This is a genomic window from Streptomyces sp. NBC_00690 (genome assembly GCF_036226685.1).
Lineage (GTDB): Bacteria > Actinomycetota > Actinomycetes > Streptomycetales > Streptomycetaceae > Streptomyces.
Genome location: NZ_CP109009.1, coordinates 2,553,918 through 2,571,695, shown reverse-complemented (window position 1 = coordinate 2,571,695; position 17,778 = coordinate 2,553,918). Strand labels below are relative to the sequence as shown.

Genomic DNA, 17,778 nt, shown 5'->3' with positions numbered 1-17,778 from the left:
TCGCCGGGCCCGGCGCCATGAGCCACCCTTCCCGCTGGGGGATGTTCCGCGACCGTCTATGGGGAGACCAGCCGTGAGATCGCAGAGCCCGGCACAGTACCGTGGACGGGTGGACAACAGGCAAGTAATCGGATCGTGGCTCTCCGGGCCCCGCGCGGCCGTCGAACAGATGGGGGCCGACCTCGGGCACCGCGGTCAGCGGCTCGGCCTGCCGGAGTCGGGCCCCGGCTCCATGGCCCCGCTCGGGAGGCGCTTCGGCGCACTCTTCATCGACTGGGGGCTCTGCCTGCTCATCGCCTCCGGCTTCTTCGCCGCAGGCAGCCAGCAGGCCGCCGGCAACTGGGCGCTCGGCATCTTCCTCCTGCTGAGCGTGCTCACCGTCGGTACCATCGGCTCCACTCCCGGCAAGCGAATCTTCGGGCTCCGCGTCATCTCCGTACACGGTGGGCGACTCGGCATCCCCCGTGTCCTCCTGCGCAGCGTGCTGCTCGGCCTGGCGATCCCGGCCCTGATCTGGGACCGCGACGGCCGGGGGCTCCACGACCGCCTCTCCCGTGCCGTTCAGGTGCGGATCTAGAGCGCTTCTGTACGCGAGGTCCCGGGGGCACGGGCTGCCCGTAGGCCCTTGGGCATCGGACCCTTTGGCAGTGGCATATGGCCCATGGGGTCGCGCCCATGGCGCGCAGTCTGCCCTCGACCAACATGCGGAACTGGTCGAACGTCGGGGCAGTTCGAATCCGCAGACGAACATGCGGAAGGGGCGGTTCGGACTCACTGTCCGGGCCGCCCCTTCGTGATGTGTGGTGGTGTGGCCTAGCGCATCTTCGGGCCGCCGCGCGGCATCCGCATGCCCTTGGGCATCGGACCCTTCGGCAGCGGCATATTGCTCATGAGGTCGCCCATGGCGCGCAGTCGGTCGTTGGTCGCCGTCACCTGCGGGCCGGTCAGTACGCGGGGCAGCTTCAGCATGGTCGTACGGACCTTTTTCAAGGGCACCTGGCCCTCGTCCGTACCCACCAGGATGTCGTGCACCGGCACGTCCACCACGATGCGTGCCATCTTCTTCTTCTCGGCCGCCAGCAGGGACTTCAGCCGGTTCGGATTGCCCTCGGCCACCAGCACGATGCCCGCCTTGCCGACCGCCCGGTGCACCACGTCCTGGCTGCGGTTCATCGCCACCGCCGGTGTGGTCGTCCAGCCTCGGCCGATGTTCTGGAGCACTGCGGCAGCCGCGCCCGGCTGGCCCTCCATCTGCCCGAAGGCCGCCCGCTCGGCCCGGCGCCCGAAGACGATCGCCATCGCGATGAAAGCGATCAGGAAACCGAGGATCCCGAGATAGATCGGGTAGTCGAGCCAGAATCCGATCGCGAGGAAGACACCGAAGGTGACGATTCCCACAGCCGCGAGGACGAGACCGATCTTGGAATCGGCCTTCCTGGTCATCTTGTAGGTCAGAGCGATCTGCTTCAGTCGCCCCGGGTTCGCAGCAGCGTCAGTGCTGTCGGATTTTGCCTTCCTCGCCATAACCGGAAGTTTACGTGGCTTGGGAAGCGCGACCAGCCACGGCCTCCAGCACATGCTGGGTTTCGACCCGGTCCTTGGCCCGACGGCGGTCCTCCAGGACCGATGTCCAGGCATTGCGCCGCGCCGTGCGGTGCCCGCGCCCCAGGAGCAGTGACTCCACGGTGCGCAGCGCGTCGGTGACGGACGGAAGAGTGGTTGCGTGCACGGGACGTACCGGCGCGGCCTGCATGATTGCGGTCCCCTCGGGATGTACGGGCAGGAAGGTGCGGGGGGTGTGGTGCTGGAGAATCAGGGTTACTGATTGGTGTTACCAGTGGGTGACCGACCGGTCAAACACTGATGAAACCTCTACGTGTCTGCCCTAAAGCCGCGGAAAACGCGGCAGCGGCCCCCGCACCGCCCCTACCTGCGGGGAGCGCGTGGGCCGCTGCCGACCTGGCAGTACTTGCCGGTAGCTGCTTGTGCCTGAATTCACAGGAGCCAGGGGCTGTCTCGCCTTGTTGCGGCGGGGTGCCAGCGGTGTTGTTGGGGGCCTTGGCTGGCCCCCCACCTACACTGCCGCTCGACTCCGCCGTGCTGTTCGTTGGGTCGCGCTTTGTCTCGCCTTGTTGCGGCGGCGTGCCAGTCTCGTTCCTCGACTGACCCCCCACCTACACTGCCGCTCGACTCCGCCGCTCCATGGCCTGGCCGAAGAGCCTGCCCGCCCGGTACGACGAGCGCACCAGCGGCCCCGACATCACGCCGGAGAAGCCGATCTCATCGGCCTCGTCCTTCAGCTCCACGAACTCGTGCGGCTTCACCCAGCGCTCCACCGGGTGGTGGCGCACCGAAGGCCGCAGGTACTGCGTGATCGTTATCAGCTCGCAGCCGGCCGCGTGCAGCTGGCGCAGTGCCTCGCTGACCTCTGCCCGCTCCTCGCCCATGCCCAGGATCAGATTGGACTTGGTCACCAGCCCCGCCTCACGGGCGCGCGTGATGACCTCCAACGAGCGCTCGTAGCGGAAACCGGGACGGATGCGCTTGAAGATCCGCGGCACGGTCTCGACATTGTGGGCGAGCACCTCGGGGCGAGAGGAGAAGACCTCCGCCAGTTGCTCGGGGACCGCGTTGAAGTCGGGGATCAGCAGCTCGACCTTGGTCTGCCCGCTCTCCCGCTCCGCCGTCATCGCATGGATCTGGCGCACGGTCTCGGCGTAGAGCCAGGCTCCGCCGTCCTCCAGGTCGTCACGGGCGACACCGGTGATGGTGGCGTAGTTCAGGTCCATCGTGACGACGGACTCGCCCACTCGACGCGGCTCGTCACGGTCGAGCGCCTGCGGCTTGCCCGTGTCGATCTGGCAGAAGTCGCAACGTCGGGTGCACTGGTCGCCACCGATGAGGAAGGTCGCCTCGCGGTCCTCCCAGCACTCATAGATATTGGGACAGCCGGCCTCCTGGCACACGGTGTGCAGGCCCTCGCTTTTGACGAGCTGCTGCATTTTCGTGTACTCGGGACCCATCTTCGCCCGGGTCTTGATCCACTCGGGCTTGCGCTCGATGGGGGTCTGGCTGTTCCGGACCTCCAGGCGCAGCATCTTGCGTCCGTCGGGTGCGACAGCGGACACGTCGGCGCCCCTTTCTGCTATCGCGGCATGTGATTCTGCGGCGCCCACCAGGGTACGCCCGTCATTTGTGTGGCCCTACTTCCAGCCAACCCGGGGCTAGCAGGGTCCATTCCCCTTCCGCTGGGATTCTCGGTGTTCAGACTTCACTCCCGACCGTCCGCGGAGCCGGCTCGGCCGTCTCCAGGACCTCCCTCAGATGCCGTTCCACCACCGGAAGTACTTCGGCGACGGAGATGTCCCGGCCGAGTTCCGTCGCGAGCGAAGCCACGCCCGCGTCCCGGATGCCGCACGGCACGATCCGGTCGAACCAGGTGTTGTCCGGATTCACATTGAGGGCGAAGCCGTGCATGGAGACACCCTTGGCGATGCGGATGCCGATGGCCGCCAGCTTGCGGTCCTCACGACGCTGGCCCGCGTTGGACGGGGCGTACTCGGGGCCGTTCAGGCGCGGGTCGAACTCGTCGTCGTGCAGCCGTGGGTCGAAGTCGAGCGACAGACCGCCGATCGCCGGACGGTCCTCGACGGGATCCCCCAGCACCCACACACCGCTGCGGCCCTCCACGCGACTCGTCTGCACACCGAACTCCGCGCAGGCGCGGATCAGCGCGTCCTCAAGGCGACGCACATGGGCCACGACGTCCACCGGTCGCGGCAGCTTCATGATGGGGTAGCCCACCAGCTGCCCCGGCCCGTGCCAGGTGATCTTTCCGCCCCGGTCGACGTCGATCACCGGAGTGCCGTCCAAGGGGCGCTCGCTGTCGAGCGTGCGGCGCCCCGCGGTGTAGACCGGGGGGTGCTCCAGCAGCAGACAGGTGTCCGGGATCTCGTCCTCGAAGCGTTGGGCGTGCACCTCGCGCTGCTTCTGCCACGCCTCCTGGTACTCCACCGCCTCGGCGCCAAAGCCCAGCCGGACGAACCGCAGCTCACTCACGGCACTGCCTTTCCCTTGGACTTTCCCTTGAACCACATCTGGCGCATACCTGCACTCCCTACGCCCCAGCCACTGTACGGCGGCCCCTGGGAGCCCTATCGGGGCGGTACGACCGTCAGCGTCACCTTGAATCCTCACACGATCGGATGAATTTGGGGCGAAGGCGGCGGTACTCGCGGTAAGGGCCGCTACATTCACGCCGTTCCATGAGGGCTGGACCGGCCCGGAAGGCAGGAGACCGCACAGCTGATGACGGAACGACCCTCGCAGCGCATCCCCAACCGCCAGCTTGCCGCACTCATCGCAGAAGCCGGATTCTCCAATGCGGGACTCGCCCGCCGAGTGGATCAGTTAGGTCTTGAGCACGGCCTCGACCTCCGCTACGACAAGACGTCCGTCACTCGCTGGCTCCGTGGCCAGCAGCCACGCGGCACCACGCCCGCCCTCATCGCCGAAGTCTTCACCCGGCGACTCGGTCGACGCCTTTCCGCGCAAGACCTCGGGCTCGACGCCTGTGCCCCCGTCTACGCCGGACTGGAGTTCGCGGCCACCCCCGAGGAAGCCGTCGACATCGTCAGCGGACTGTGGCGCAAGGACTCGGGCAGTCACGGGGAACTGCGCAAGATCGCATTCACCCCCGCCGGGCTCGTGGTGCCGAGCCGGGATTGGCTCATCGGTCGACCGGACGAGCGGGTCGGTCGCTCCGAGAGCGGCCCCATCGGCGTACGGGTCCCCCATCAGGCGGGCCCGGGCGTCCTGCCCCGTCAGCGGGCCTTCGACCGCACCGATCGGGGACCGGGGCAGCGGGTCTCCAGCGGCGACATCGCGGCCCTGCGCTCGGTGGGGGAGTTGTTCCGCACCCTCGACCACGCCTACGGAGGCGGGCACGCCAGACAGGCCCTCGTCCGCTATCTGGAGCACGAGGCCGAGCCGATGCTCCGCGGCAGCTACGGCGAGGCGACCGGGCGCAGGCTCTTCGGCGCCGTCGCCGACCTCACCCGGCTCGCCGGCTGGACGTCGTACGACATCGCCGCCCACGGCCTCGCCCAGCGGTACTTCGTCCAAGCCCTGCGTCTCGCCCAGGCGGCGGGGGACCGGGCGTACGGCGCCTATGTGCTGGTCGCCATGAGTCGGCAGGCGATCTATCTGGGTCATGGCCGTGAGGCGGTTCAGCTGACCAGGGTCGCCCAACAGGGGGTGGGTCACTCGGCGCCACCGGCGGTCCAGGCACTCCTGCACGCCGTCGAGGCACGTGGTCACGGTGTGCTCGGCGACGGACGGGCCTGTGCCGCCTCGCTCGTCCGGGCCGAGAGGGCGTTGGAAGCGGCGCGCTCGGGGGACGAGGTGCCGCACTGGGCGCGGTTCTTCGACGAGGCGCAGTTGGCCGACGAGTTCGGACACTGCCACCGCGACCTCCAGCAGTACCGGCAGGCCGTGCAGCACGCGGAGCGCTCCCTCCAACTGCGTCCGGCCGGTCTGGCCCGCAGCAGGCTGTTCTGCCGGGTGGTGCTGGCCTCCGCCAGGTTGGGGCTCGGAGAGCTGGACCAAGCCTGTGCGCTGGGCGCGGAGGCGGCCCAGCAGGCGTCGGAGATGAGGTCCGCGCGGGCCACGGAGTACGTGCGGGACTTCGAGCGGCGGTTGGAGCCCTACCGGGATGCCGCAGCCGTGCGGAACTACCGCGACCGGGTCGCCGCCTACGGGTGAGGGACCCGCGGTGCGGACCGTCCGGTGCCGACGGTCCGATGTGCGGACCGTCGGCACCGGACGTGATCCACAAGGCCGCGGTGTCGCCGCCGTGATCCACACGGCCACGGCGGGCACTACCGAACCGGCAGGTTTCGCCCTCAGGCGGCGGCGGGCAGCGGCGGCAATCCAGGACGGCGCACGGCGAAGTCCTGGAGGATCGCGTCCGTCACCCTTCGGGCCGAGTACATCGCCCCCCAGACCGTGCTGGTGGTGCGGTGGTCGCCGCAGACGTAGAGCCCCGCCAGCACCCGTACCGGCCGATGGAGGTCGTGCGGTGGGGGCATCGCCGGCACCGCCTGCGGACTGTGGTGCACGGCGAGCACCTCCCAGTCGTCCGTGGGGATGCCGTAGAGCCGGGTCAGCTGTCCCCGCACGGACTGCTCCAACTGCGGCGGGGGCGGCCCCAGCACGGTGGAGGTGATCAGTACCCGCCCCTCGGGGGCCCGGGAAGGGTCGACCTCGCTCATCACCGCGGTGTGTGCGACCGGACCGATCCGTTCCGAGTCGAGGACCAGCGAAGCCCCCGTCGGTGGTGCCGAGGGCGCTGTGTGGTGCACCACGGTCACCTGGTGGAACGGGGGCACCCGCAGCCCCGGCAGCAGTCTGGCGGCCTCCTGCGCACCGGTGGCCACGACGAGGGCGCGGCAGGTGAGTTCGCCGTACTCCTCGGTGCTGACCCGGTTGATGGATGCCTCCTTGACCTGTACGCCCGTCAGGAGGGTGCCGGGGGGCAGTGTCGCCGCGAGGTGTTCCGGCAGGGTTGCCGCACCGCCCGCGGGGACGGCGAGCCGGCCGCGGGCGAAGTCCCGCAGCACCAGATCGGCGCTGCGGCTCGACGTGGTCAGCTCCGGATCGCAGAGCAACGCCGACAACAGGGGCCGGAGAAATCCATCGAGGGTACGGGCCGGTAGCCCCCGGCTCGACGACGAGGCGAGCGCGGTCCGCTCAGGCCGGGCCGCGAGCCGCGCGGTCGAGGTGCCGGCGAGTCTGGTGAGCCAGGCGGCCAGCCGGGCTTCGTCCAAGGGCCTGGGAGCGCTTGCAAGGGCTCTCGCCACGGTCAGTGCGCCCCGTGCGCTCCCCGGTTGACCTGGTCTGCGGACGGTCTCGCCCATGCGGTGCAGCCGTCCCCCGGCATGGACCAGCACACCGGGAGCGAAGGACCGCAGCTCGACGTCCGTGGTGCCGTTCTGGTCCGACAGGCCCGGGTACGAGGTGCTGAGCAACTGTCCGATCCGGTCGAGGCGGAAGCCGTCGACCTCCTCCGTGGCCATGCGCCCACCCGGCCGCGGAGCGGCTTCGAGCACACTGACACTGAGTCCTGCGCTGATCAGCCGGTGGGCGGCCGAGAGTCCAGCGACCCCGGCTCCGACGACGATGACGTCCGCATGGTCCTTGTGGTGAGCGGTGCTGATGAGCACGTGCCCCTCCCCGAGGTCGCACGGCCGACGGGAGGATCTCGCCCCCGCCAGGCCCCTGGAATACCCGAGTTCAGTACGAGAGTAGGCAGGGCCCCCGGCCGTTGGTGCGCGCGTGTAGCGGGGCACCGGAGCGCAGGGGGCGCACGCGCCCGGCGCGGGGCCAGTCCAAACCGCCCTGGCCCGACGCCGCCCGGCCTCAGGAGCCGTCCGACGACGCGTCCCCGTTCCGCCGAAGGCGCACCGCCCGCCACACCAGCCCCGCTCCTAGAGCTGCCGCCGCGAACTGGATTACTGCGGCGATCAGTTCGACGATCGCCTTCACCATCCCCACCTGATCCACTTCCCCTTCCGTCGTGCTTCGTCCTGTCCCTCTCGCACCTCGACGTTCGCGGGGCCGTCAATCTTGCGCCAGAAGCAACAAAAGATCTTCCCGTCGTCCGGGAAGATTGGTCGACTGGCAGCGCTGGAAGGGGAGTTGTTGCGGGGGATGCAAGAAGCACGCCGAGGACGGCCGCTCAAGAAGCTGGACCCGGAGCTCAAACCGGAGATCGCCGCCTGGGCGATCAGACTGCGCGAGTTCTACACGATCCTGAACATGACGCTGGTCGAGCTGGAGCAGCACCTGGGCGTGACACCGGCGACGCTGTCCCGCTATCTGAACGGTGAGCGGCTCCCCGAGATCGCCTTCCTGGCCCGCCTGGACGCGGCGGTGGAGAGCAAGACCGGCCGGGCACTGCGGCCGGAGGTCGTCTGTTCCGTCCGGGAGCAGTACTACGCGGCCTGCGCGGTACGGGAACCGCGGCGGCACCAGGTGTACGTACTTCAGGACGCGCTCAAGGAGGCCGAGGGCAGGGCGACGGAAGCCGAGCGGACCGTATGGGAACTGCGCACCGAGCTCCAGGCCGAGAAGAAGCTGCGGGGCGCGGCCGAGACAAGCCTGCGGGCACTGAGGGAGCACGCCGACCGGGCCACCGAGATCGGGGCCGTACACAAGGAACTCGAAGAGGCCGCCGCCGAACGGGACCGGCTCGGCGCACTCGTCCAGCTCCATCTGGAGGAGTTGGCGCACGCACTGAAGACACAGCAGCTCATCGAAGACGCGCGGGTTCGAACGGAGTTCGCGTTACGGAAGGCCGAACTGGAACTGGAGGCGGAGTTGGAGCGGCACTGGACAGCGGTACAAGCGGTACGGACGAATCGAACCTCCTCGGATCCTGGACCGGCGCGCGGCTGGTGGCGTCGGTCCAGGCCGAAGCCGGGAGGCGGCCCGCAGGAGGAGCGTCGAGCCGGGGGGCGAGGGCGGCCGGCCCCGGTGGAGCCCGCAGTGAGCGAGCCTGATCCACCCGATGCGCGGGAACTCATGAACGACCTGTTCGTCAATCTCTCCCGCCGCAATCAGCTGCTGATCAAACGCCAGCTCTCGCTGATCTCCACGCTGGAGTCGAGGGAAGTCGATCCGGACCAGTTGTCGTCACTGTTCACGTTGGACCACCTGGCGACCCGGATACGCCGCAACGGGGAGAACCTCCTTGTCCTCGCAGGTGCGGAAGCAGGCCGCGAGATGGTCGGGCCGGTGCCCCTGGTGGATGTGCTCAAGGACGCGGCGTCCGCGATCGAGGAGTACGAGCGCATCGAACTGGAATCGGTGCCGGTGGCAGAGGTCACGGGCCGGGCCGTCAACGACCTCGTACACCTCTTCGGTGAACTACTGGAGAACGCCACCTCGTTCTCCTCCCCGCAGTACCGGGTCAAGGTCACGGGCCACGATCTTCCCGACGGACGGCTCCTGGTCCAGATCCAGGACAAGGGCGTGGGGCTGTCGCCCGGGGACCTCGGCGAGATCAACGACCGGCTGGCCTCGCCACCGACGGTGGACGTCTCGGTCTCCCGCCGCCTCGGCCTCCTGGTGGTGGGCCGGCTCTCCGTGCGCCACGGCACCCGGGTCCAACTGCGTCCCGGCGATTCCGGCGGAACGATCGCGCTGGTCATGCTGCCGGGTCATGCACTGGAGGGCCGTGAGGGGTTTATGACCGCCCCGCCCTTCGTGCCGGGACCCCACGGTCAGGGCCGGCGAACCCGACAGAAGCCGAGGGAGGGTCTCTAGAGGCCGGGACACACCGAGCCGACCGACGGACACTGCGATGGCACGACTCGCCGGGATGGCATGCCCTAGCGCAGCGCTGCCCCGATGGCCGCGTCGATCCCCGGGAACGCGAAGGAGAACCCCGAGTCCAACAACTTCGCCGGCACGGCACGCTGACTGCCGAGCACATCGCCCGCCATGTCCCCGAGCACCACCTTCAGCGCCACCGCGGGCACCGCGAACAGGGTCGGTCGGTGCAGTACGCGCCCCATGGCCGCGGTGATCTCGCGATTGGTCAGCGGATCCGGGGCTGTGCAGTTCACCGGACCGGACAGTGCGTCCGTGTCCAGGATGTGGCGCAGCGCGGCCACTTCGTCGTGCAGGGAGATGAAGCTCCAGTACTGGCGGCCGTCGCCCAGCCTGCCACCGAGTCCGGCCTTGAACAGCGGGAACATCCGCGCCCAGGCGCCGCCTTCGCGAGCGACCACCAGCCCGGTGCGGGCGAACGCGGTCCGCACCCCCGCCTCCTGGGCCGGGGCCGCGGCCTCCTCCCACTCCACGCACACCTCGGGCAGGAATCCGTCGCCCGGCGGAGCGTTCTCGTCCACCGCCCGGTCGCCGGTGTCGCCGTAGTAGCCGACCGCGCTGCCGTTGAGCAGCACCCGCGGCGGCGTGTCCAGGGAGGCCACGGCCTCCGCCAGCGCCGCCGTGCCCAGCACCCGGCTGTCCCTGATCTCCTTGCGGTACGCGTCGGTCCAGCGGTGGTCGCCGATTCCCGCGCCCGCCAGGTTCACCACCGCCTCGCACCCCACCAGACCCGCAACGTCGACGTACTGACGGTTCGGCTGCCACTCCACCTCGTTCCCGGACCGGGAGGGGCGGCGCACCACACGCACCACCTCGTGCCCGTCCGCGCGCAGTGAGCGCACCAGGGCGCCGCCGATGAGTCCGGAAGAGCCGGTGACCGCGATACGCATGAGCCCATCCTGCCCTCCGAACCCTTCATGACACAGTTGCCGTCATGCCCGAGTCGCACATACGCCCCGCCCTGCTCGCCGATGACGCCTCCCTCACCGCTCTCGACGTGGAGACCTGGTCGACCCTGCACGCCGTGACCCCGCGGCCCCTGCCTCCGTACGACTCCTTCTTCGACTCCAACCACCGTCCGCAGGACTACCTCGTCGCGGAAGAGGTGGCGACACCGAAGGACGAGCACGACGGGGAGATGGGAGTGCCGCCGTCGGCGGGTGGCGCGGGCGGTCCGGTCATCGGCTACCTCCGGCTTGTGCCGCCGACCTCTCTCGCCGCCAATCAGCACGTGCGCCAGATACAGGGGCTCGCCGTCTCTCCGAAGGCACGGGGCCGCGGAGTGGCCCGGGCGCTGTTGCGGGCGGCTTGTCGCCAAGCGAGGGAGCAGGGAGCCGTGCGGATCACGCTGCGGGTGCTGGGACACAACACGCCCGCCCGCGCGCTCTATGAGTCCGAGGGCTTCACGGTGGAGGGAGTGCTGCCTGAGGAGTTCTTCCTCGGCGGCCGGTACGTCGACGACGTGTTCATGGGCCGCACCCTGCGTTCGGACACCGCCTAGCCGTACTGATCACGGGCGGCCCGCCCCAGCCGACTCAGTCCGTGCCGAACCGCTCCCACAACCGGGGGAAGCGGCGGGCCAGCCCGGCATCGTCGTCGAGGTTGAACGCCGACCCCAGCGGTTCCGCTGGCTGGGGCGGAATCCCCAGGTCCGGTGCGACGACGCCGGTCAGCTGCTCATATGCCTCGTCCGCCGCGTACCCCAGTTCCTCGCCGTCCCCGTCGATGTCGTCGTCGAAGTCTTCGAGGAGTTCGGCCAGCTCGTCCGGCTCGTGCACCGCGCCTTCGAAGACCTCCCTGCCCTGGCCGATCAGCCAGCAGCGGAAGTAGTCGAAGGCATCGTCGCTGGCCCCGCCCAGCAGCAAGGCGGCGGCTCCCCACAGCTCCCAGGTGTACGCCCGGTTGTAGCGGGCCTCGAAGTGGCGGGCGAAGTCCAGCACGGAGTCGGGGTCGAGCTGCATCAGCCGTTCCACCAGCAGGTCGGCATGGTCTTCGGGGTCGCCTTCGGCGGCCTCGCGGGTGCTGTCGACGATCTCCCAGAACTCCGTCTCGTCCATCACGGGTCCAGCATCGTGGTTGGCGGGGGGCGGCGCACGCCGAGCCACCGAAGTGATGAGGATTTCGAAGGGTTCTTTCGAAGGAGATTCACTCCTCGTTCCCCGCGGGAGCGCAATCCCCGACAGAAGATGTCCGGTATCCGTGCGACGGTCGTTCCCATGACGACGAAGAACACAGCAGCGGACGCACCCCCGCTCACCGGGCGGATCGCTCTGGTCGCCGGGGCTACTCGGGGCGCCGGCCGGGCCATCGCCGTGCAACTCGGACAGCAGGGCGCGACCGTCTACGTCACTGGACGCACGACCCGCGAACGGGTCAGCGAGATGGGCCGACCGACGGAGACCATCGAGGAGACGGCCGAACTGGTGGACGCCGCGGGCGGCACGGGAATCGCGGTGCCCACCGACCACCTCCAGGTGGAACAGGTCAGGGACCTCGTCACCCGGATCGAACGCGAGCAGGGCCGGCTCGACATCCTCGTCAACGACATCTGGGGCGGCAACGCGCTGCTCGACTTCGACACCCGGATGTGGGACATCGACCTCGACCGTGGACTACGGATGATCGATCTGGGGGTCCGCAGTCACATCATCACCAGCAGCGTGGCACTGCCCCTGCTGGTCCGCAGGCCGGGCGGGCTCGTCATCGAGGTCACCGACGGCACCGCCCGGACCAACGAGGGCTTCCGCGAGAACTTCTACTACGACCTGGCCAAGAACACGCCCATCCGCATGGCCTTCGTCCTGGGCGAGGAGTTGAAGGCGGTCGGTGGCACGGCGGTCGCGGTCACCCCGGGGTTCATCCGCTCCGAGGAGATGCTCGACACCTTCGGCCTCACCGAGGAGAACTGGCGCGAGGGCACCGAGGCCCAGCCGCACTGGTCGCTCTCGGAATCGCCCCTCTATCTGGGCCGTGGAGTCGCCGCGCTCGCCGCTGACCCCGAGCGCGCCCGGTGGAACGGACAGTCCCTCGACAGCGGACAACTGGCCAAGGAGTACGACCTCACGGACGCCGACGGCAGCAGGCCGGACGTCTGGAGCTACATCCTCGCTGAGCGCGCCGGAGGCTCCCCGGACACGGCCGACTACCGGTAGCCGACGCCTTCTGATGGCACGGGGGTACGGCCGGATGCCGTACCCCTCAAGACCGCCCGTAGAGATCGACCATCCGCCGCGCCGCCGCGGCGAACGCCTCGCGCAGCTCAAGAGGCTCCAGCACTTCCACCTCCGCCCCCAGCGCGAACAGTTGGGCGTACGCCACCTCGGGGGACTCCACGGGCAGCCGTACGGTCGTCCGACCATCGGGATCGGCAGGCCCCGCCGCAGCCAGGGCCTCCCGGGCGGCAGCCCGATCCGTGACGTACGGCAGTCGATGCGCGCCCTGCTCGGTGAGGCGCACCACGATCTCCAGACGCAGGATGGAACGCGCGAACTGCGCCGCCCGCTCCGTCCAGAACTCGGGCAGGTCGAACCCCTCGTCCCGGACGAAGATCTCGCTGTCCGTCATGTCTCCGACGGACTCGAAGCGGTCGATCCGGTACACCCGGTAGGAACCCTCGACCCGCGCGCAGAGGTACCAGATCCCCGCTTTGAGGACGAGGCCATAGGGCTCAAGCTCCCGCTGTACCTCCACGCCCTTGCGGTTGCGGTACACCACCGACAACCGACGGTCGTCCCACACCGCCTCGGCGACCGCCGGGAGCAGCGGTGGCGTCTTCGGTTCCTGGTACCAGCCAGGGGCATCGAGGTGGAAGCGCTGCGTGGCACTGCGTGACGCGTCACGGATCGAGGGCAGCAGGGCCGCGGACACCTTCAGCCGGGCCGCTGACGCCGCGTCCGCCAACCCCATCTCGCGCAGTGCCCCCGGCAGGCCCGAGAGGAACAGCGCCTCGGCCTCGCTGCGACCAAGACCCGTCAATCGGGTGCGATAGCCGCCGATCAGCCGGTACCCGCCCGTTCGGCCTCGGTCCGCGTACACCGGGACGCCCGCCTCCGACAGGGCGAGTGCGTCCCGGGTCACGGTCCGCTCCGAGACCTCTAGCTCCCGGGCCAGTTCGGCGCCCGTCATGGACGGTCGGGACTGAAGGAGCAGCACCATCTTGATCAGCCGAGCAGCGCGCATGGTCCCATCATCGCCCGGGCCAGCGCGGGCTAGGCCAGCGGTTCCTGGAGCTCGGTGACCCACTGGTCCGGGTCGGGCGGGCACTCCAGGCTGACCTCACGCGCATAGCCGGCTGAGCGATGGCCGCCCGCGTCGATCCAGCGGGCCAGCGTCTGCGCCGTGGGCATCACCGACTGCATCGATCCGCGGTGCACGACGGTGGCCGCGCGTTCGATCGCCGGCAGCTCCACGATCGCGAAGTCCAACCCGGGCCGGGGGCCTGCCGCGACAGCCGCGACCGTCACCCCGGCGTGGACCACGATCGTGCCGTCGCCCTCCGGCGAGTCCTCGTAGTACGCGATGCCCGGGCCAGTGGGAGAGATGTCCGACGGCTCCACCCGACGGAACAACTCCTGGTAGAGGGGGCCGATGACCGGGCCGATGTGCTCGGGCGCATAGCTCTCGGCCACTGCCGTGAGCTCGGCGACCCGCACGGCGGGCAGTGACTTGATGATGACGTCGTCGGTGGGCATGCGCCCCTCGCTCTCGATGGTCCGGAGCCTCGCCTCGACCTGGCCCAGCGTGGCCGCAGCCGCGGCCATCGCCGCTTCCAACTCGGCCCGCCGCAGAACGAGCATCCCGCGCAACTCGTCCGTATTCACCTTCTCCGCCAGGATGCGCCCCACCTGGTCCAGGGTGAAGCCGAGGTCCTTGAGGGCGATGATCCGGTTGAGCCGGGAGAGCTGGGCCGCCCCGTAGTGGCGGTAGCCCGTGAACGGGTCGGTGCGCTCCGGGCGCAGCAACCCGATCGCGTCGTAGTGGCGCAGCATCCGGGCCGATACCCGGCCGTGCCTGGCGAAGTCTCCGATGGTGAACATGACTCCCTCAGTCCACGGGTTCACACGGTGTCAAGGTCAAGGGGCGCCCCCGATATCTGCGGGACGCCCCTCAATTCTTACTCTCCGTGTCATCGCCCCCGGCCAGCGGGAGGTGCGATCACAGACCGTAGCGCTCGCGCGCCTCCTTGACGGTGGAGGCGGGGATCTCGCCGCGCCGCGCCAGCTGGGCCAGCGCCGCGACCGTGACCGACTGGGCGTCGACACCGAAGTGCCGCCGCGCCGCCGGCCGGGTGTCCGACAGACCGAAGCCGTCGGTGCCCAGCGAGGACCAGTCCTGCTCGACCCACTGGCTGATCTGGTCCGGCACCTGGCGCATCCAGTCGCTGACCGCGAGCACCGGGCCCGGTGCTCCGCTGAGCGCCTGGGTGACGTACGGAGTGCGCTGCTCCCCGCGGAGGAGGGCCGCATCGGCCTCCAACGCGTCCCGGCGCAGCTCGCCCCAGGAGGTCGCCGACCAGACGTCGGCCGTGACGCCCCACTCGGCGGCGAGCAGTTCCTGAGCCTCCAGGGCCCAGTGGATCGCCGTTCCCGAGGCCATCAGCTGGAGCCGCGGCGAGTCGGCGGAGGCGGCCACGCCCTCCTTGAAGCGGTAGAGCCCGCGGATGATGCCCTCCTCCACGCCCTCGGGCATGGCGGGCTGTGGCTTGGGCTCGTTGTAGACGGTCAGGTAGTAGAAGACGTTCGGGTCCTCGCCGGGGAGGTTCTCCCCGTACATCCGGCGCAGACCCTCCTTGACGATCACCGCGATCTCGTACGCGAACGCCGGGTCGTAGTTGAGCGACGCCGGGTTGGTGGCGGCGATCAGCTGCGAATGGCCGTCCGCGTGCTGGAGGCCCTCGCCGGTCAGTGTGGTGCGGCCCGCGGTCGCACCGACGATGAAGCCCTTGCCGAGCTGGTCGGCGAGCTGCCACATCTGGTCACCGGTGCGCTGCCAGCCGAACATCGAGTAGAAGATGTAGAACGGGATCATCGGCTCGCCGTGCGTCGCGTACGACGTGGCGGCGGCGATGAAGTCGGCCATCGAACCGGCCTCGGTGATCCCCTCGTTGAGGATCTGGCCGTCCTTGGCCTCCCGGTAGTACATCAGCTGGTCGCGGTCGACCGGCTCGTACGTCTGGCCCAGCGGCGAGTAGATGCCCGCCGAAGGGAACAGCGACTCCATGCCGAAGGTGCGGGCCTCGTCGGGCACGATCGGCACCCAGCGGCGGCCGGTCTCCTTGTCCCGCATCAGGTCCTTGACCAGCCGGACGAAGGCCATGGTGGTGGCCATCTCCTGCTTGCCGGAGCCCTTCTCCAGGGTCTTGAACGCACGCTCCTCGGGGGCCGGCAGGGCCACGGAGTGCACGCGTCGCGCCGGCGCGGGCCCGCCGAGCGCCGCACGGCGCTCATGCAGGTAGCGCACCTCGGGCGAGTCCTCGCCGGGGTGGCCGTAGGGCACCAGACCGTCACCGAAGGCGCTGTCGGGGATCGGCAGCTCCAGCAGGTCCCGCATGCACATGAACTCGTCCACCGTCAGCTTCTTCATCTGGTGGTTGGCGTTCTTGGACGCGAAGCCCTTGCCGAGGGTGTGGCCCTTGACGGTCTGCGCCAGGATCACGGTCGGCGCGCCCTTGTGCGAGATCGCGGCCCGGTAGGCGGCGTACACCTTGCGGGCCTCGTGGCCGCCGCGGGAGGTGTAGAAGCACTCGGCGATCTTGGCGTCCCCGATGACTCGCGCCAGCTCGATCAGGGCGGGCTCGGTACCGAAGAAGTGCTCACGGATGTACGTGACGTCCCGCGTGGCGTACGTCTGGAATTGGGCGTCCGGCACCTCGCGCAGTCGGCGCAGCAGGGCGCCCGTGGTGTCGAGCTGGAACAGCTCGTCCCAGGCGGAGCCCCAGAGGGATTTGACGACGTTCCAGCCCGCGCCGCGGAACTGGGCCTCCAACTCCTGCACGATCTTGAAGTTGGCGCGCACCGGCCCGTCGAGGCGCTGGAGGTTGCAGTTGATGACGAACGTCAGGTTGTCCAACTGCTCCCGGGCCGCGAGCGCGAGGGCCGCGGTCGACTCGGGCTCGTCCATCTCGCCGTCACCGAGGAAGGCCCACACATGCGAGGCCGAGGTGTCCTTGATCTTGCGATTGTGGAGATAGCGGTTGAAACGCGCCTGATAGATGGCCGAGAGCGGCCCAAGACCCATGGAAACGGTGGGGAACTCCCACAGCCAGGGCAGTCGGCGCGGGTGGGGGTACGAGGGCAGACCCTCGCCGCCGGCTTCCTGGCGGAAGTTGTCCAGGTGCGCTTCGCTCAACCGGCCGTCGAGGAACGCGCGGGCGTAGATGCCGGGCGAGGCGTGGCCCTGGACATAGATCTGGTCGCCGCTGCCGTCCCGCTCCTTGCCCTGGAAGAAGTGGTTGAAGCCCGTCTCGTAGAGCCAGGCAGCAGAGGCAAAAGTGGCTATGTGGCCGCCCACGCCGAGCCGGGAGCCTCGGGTGACCATCGCAGCCGCGTTCCAGCGGTTCCACGCGGTGATCCGTGCTTCCAACGCCTCGTCGCCGTCGAAGGCGGGCTCGGCGGCGGTCGGGATGGTGTTCACATAGTCCGTCTCCAGCAACCGGGGTACCGGGATGCCGGCGGCCTCGGCGTGCTGGAGGGTGCGGCGCATCAGATACGCGGCGCGATGCGGGCCGGCATGCTGTGTAACGGCGTCGAGGGAGGCCGCCCATTCGGCGGTCTCCTCACGGTCACGGTCCGGGAGCTGGTCGAGCTCGCTCGGAAGCTTGCCTAGGGGGTCGGTCATGATCGCCGCCTTCCGGACTGGGAGGTGGTGTAACAGGGGGTGATGGGGCTGCCTCGTCTGGCAGGACAGGGCGGTGGGGGCTGACCCCGAAGGTGACTGTAAGCCTCTGATCGATGATCGATCAAAGTATTCGGAGATAAAAATACTCCGAGGGGCGAAATTGGCATTCCGTGCCCCGTGAAACGGCACCCGGTGCCGCGTTTCCCCGCCCTGAGCAGGGCTTTGTTGCTGGCCCGACAACAGAGGGCAATGGGGAAGCTGTGCTCTGTGGGAGCGTACTGGCTGGGCGGGTCGACCGGGGGGCGTTCGCCAGGACGACGGGTGAGATGGCCGAGAGCGCGACAGAGGGGCCAGCCGGTAGTGCGACGGACGGTCCAGCCGGCAGTGCGACGGACGGGACGACAGAGGGGATGGCCGGTCGTGCAACAGACGGGGACGGTCACCGCCGACGCCTCGTGTGCTGCGGGCCCGTGCCTCCCCGGCGACCTGGAGCAGGCGGCCTGCAGCCCCGACCGCCAGGGGCCGCGCCCCTCCCGTCGGTGCGAAGGG

Annotated in this window: 16 protein-coding genes; 5 read left to right on the top strand and 11 right to left on the bottom strand. The window is 69.4% G+C overall.

Translation table 11 applies throughout. The features are described 5' to 3' along the window. Positions 1-109 precede the first annotated feature (109 nt). Positions 110-577 carry an RDD family protein gene (locus OID54_RS11360; protein ID WP_329017729.1) on the top strand — a complete coding sequence of 156 codons (468 nt, stop codon included), beginning with the start codon at positions 110-112 and terminating at the stop codon, positions 575-577. 236 nt (positions 578-813) lie between these two features. On the opposite strand, the gene OID54_RS11355 is transcribed toward OID54_RS11360, so the two are convergent. From OID54_RS11355 to lipB, 4 genes are all read right to left on the bottom strand, one after another. After that, complete coding sequence (locus tag OID54_RS11355; protein WP_329017723.1) at positions 814-1,524, bottom strand: DUF4191 domain-containing protein; 711 nt, start codon at positions 1,522-1,524, stop codon at positions 814-816. A gap of 10 nt (positions 1,525-1,534) precedes the next feature. Then, complete coding sequence (locus tag OID54_RS11350; protein WP_329017720.1) at positions 1,535-1,753, bottom strand: SCO2195 family GlnR-regulated protein; 219 nt, start codon at positions 1,751-1,753, stop codon at positions 1,535-1,537. A gap of 421 nt (positions 1,754-2,174) precedes the next feature. Then, positions 2,175-3,128 (bottom strand): lipoyl synthase, encoded by a 954-nt coding sequence (gene lipA / locus OID54_RS11345; protein WP_329017717.1) that lies wholly within the window; start codon positions 3,126-3,128, stop codon positions 2,175-2,177. A gap of 136 nt (positions 3,129-3,264) precedes the next feature. Further along, a complete protein-coding gene (gene lipB, locus OID54_RS11340; protein WP_329017714.1) occupies positions 3,265-4,059 on the bottom strand; it encodes a lipoyl(octanoyl) transferase LipB in 795 nt (264 codons plus the stop codon). Positions 4,060-4,308: 249 nt separating this feature from the next. Here lipB and OID54_RS11335 point away from each other — a divergent pair, with 249 nt between their 5' ends. Beyond that, positions 4,309-5,763, top strand: coding sequence for a regulator (locus OID54_RS11335; RefSeq protein ID WP_329017711.1), 1,455 nt, complete (start codon positions 4,309-4,311; stop codon positions 5,761-5,763). Between the two features lie 140 nt (positions 5,764-5,903). Here OID54_RS11335 and OID54_RS11330 read toward each other — a convergent pair whose 3' ends face one another. Both OID54_RS11330 and OID54_RS11325 read right to left on the bottom strand, forming a co-directional pair. Continuing rightward, entirely contained in the window at positions 5,904-7,223 is a 1,320-nt protein-coding gene (locus OID54_RS11330) for an NAD(P)/FAD-dependent oxidoreductase (protein ID WP_329017708.1), read from the bottom strand. Positions 7,224-7,419: 196 nt separating this feature from the next. Continuing rightward, positions 7,420-7,563, bottom strand: a complete 144-nt coding sequence (locus tag OID54_RS11325) for a hypothetical protein (RefSeq protein ID WP_329017705.1) — start codon at positions 7,561-7,563, stop codon at positions 7,420-7,422. A gap of 63 nt (positions 7,564-7,626) precedes the next feature. On the opposite strand from OID54_RS11325, the gene OID54_RS11320 reads away from it, so the two are divergent. Further along, complete coding sequence (locus tag OID54_RS11320) at positions 7,627-9,327, top strand: ATP-binding protein (RefSeq protein WP_329017702.1); 1,701 nt, start codon at positions 7,627-7,629, stop codon at positions 9,325-9,327. A gap of 65 nt (positions 9,328-9,392) precedes the next feature. Here the strand turns inward: OID54_RS11320 and OID54_RS11315 are convergent, their stop codons facing one another. Next, entirely contained in the window at positions 9,393-10,283 is an 891-nt protein-coding gene (locus OID54_RS11315; protein ID WP_329017699.1) for a TIGR01777 family oxidoreductase, read from the bottom strand. A gap of 44 nt (positions 10,284-10,327) precedes the next feature. Here OID54_RS11315 and OID54_RS11310 point away from each other — a divergent pair, with 44 nt between their 5' ends. Then, positions 10,328-10,894, top strand: coding sequence for a GNAT family N-acetyltransferase (locus OID54_RS11310; protein ID WP_329017697.1), 567 nt, complete (start codon positions 10,328-10,330; stop codon positions 10,892-10,894). Between the two features lie 34 nt (positions 10,895-10,928). Here the strand turns inward: OID54_RS11310 and OID54_RS11305 are convergent, their stop codons facing one another. Continuing rightward, a complete protein-coding gene (locus OID54_RS11305; RefSeq protein WP_329027424.1) occupies positions 10,929-11,450 on the bottom strand; it encodes a DUF4240 domain-containing protein in 522 nt (173 codons plus the stop codon). A gap of 159 nt (positions 11,451-11,609) precedes the next feature. Between OID54_RS11305 and OID54_RS11300 the strand changes: the two genes are divergently transcribed. Further along, positions 11,610-12,545 carry an SDR family oxidoreductase gene (locus OID54_RS11300; RefSeq protein ID WP_329017695.1) on the top strand — a complete coding sequence of 312 codons (936 nt, stop codon included), beginning with the start codon at positions 11,610-11,612 and terminating at the stop codon, positions 12,543-12,545. A gap of 46 nt (positions 12,546-12,591) precedes the next feature. Here OID54_RS11300 and OID54_RS11295 read toward each other — a convergent pair whose 3' ends face one another. The 3 genes from OID54_RS11295 to aceE all read right to left on the bottom strand — a co-directional run bounded on the left by OID54_RS11295 (position 12,592) and on the right by aceE (position 17,229). Further along, entirely contained in the window at positions 12,592-13,572 is a 981-nt protein-coding gene (locus tag OID54_RS11295; protein WP_329017692.1) for a helix-turn-helix transcriptional regulator, read from the bottom strand. Positions 13,573-13,601: 29 nt separating this feature from the next. Further along, positions 13,602-14,429, bottom strand: coding sequence for a MerR family transcriptional regulator (locus tag OID54_RS11290; protein WP_329017689.1), 828 nt, complete (start codon positions 14,427-14,429; stop codon positions 13,602-13,604). A 118-nt stretch (positions 14,430-14,547) separates the two neighbouring features. After that, positions 14,548-17,229 (bottom strand): pyruvate dehydrogenase (acetyl-transferring), homodimeric type, encoded by a 2,682-nt coding sequence (gene aceE / locus OID54_RS11285; protein ID WP_329017686.1) that lies wholly within the window; start codon positions 17,227-17,229, stop codon positions 14,548-14,550. Positions 17,230-17,778 lie beyond the last annotated feature (549 nt).